This window comes from Gilvimarinus gilvus (genome assembly GCF_030518155.1).
Lineage (GTDB): Bacteria > Pseudomonadota > Gammaproteobacteria > Pseudomonadales > Cellvibrionaceae > Gilvimarinus > Gilvimarinus gilvus.
In genome coordinates, this window is the sequence record NZ_JAULRU010000006.1 from 1 (window position 1) to 401 (window position 401).

General features: G+C 63.3%; 1 protein-coding gene. It reads left to right on the forward strand.

Annotation, left to right across the window (positions count from 1 at the left end):
* Positions 1–401, forward strand: a 401-nt coding sequence (gene tpx / locus QWI17_RS00030) for a thiol peroxidase (RefSeq protein WP_302720465.1), incomplete at both ends; no start/stop codon positions are given.

The following is a 401-nucleotide window of genomic DNA, read 5'->3' on the forward strand; positions in this document are numbered from 1 at the left end:
GCTTTTTCCCTGGTGGGTGAAGGCCTGGCTGACAAGTCGCTGAAAGACTACGCCGGCAAGCGCAAGGTGCTGAACATCTTCCCGAGCGTCGACACCCCAACCTGTGCCACTTCGGTGCGCAAGTTCAACGCCCAGGCCAACGATGTAGCCAACACCGTGGTGCTGTGCATCTCCGCCGACCTGCCGTTTGCGCAGGCACGTTTCTGCGGCGCCGAGGGCCTGGAGAACGTGAAGAACCTGTCGACCCTGCGTGGCCGCGAGTTCCTCGAAAACTACGGCGTGGCCATCGCCGATGGCCCGCTGGCTGGCCTGGCCGCCCGCGCCGTGGTGGTGCTGGACGAGAACGATAAAGTGCTGCACAGCGAGCTGGTCGGCGAAATCGCTGAAGAACCGGACTACGA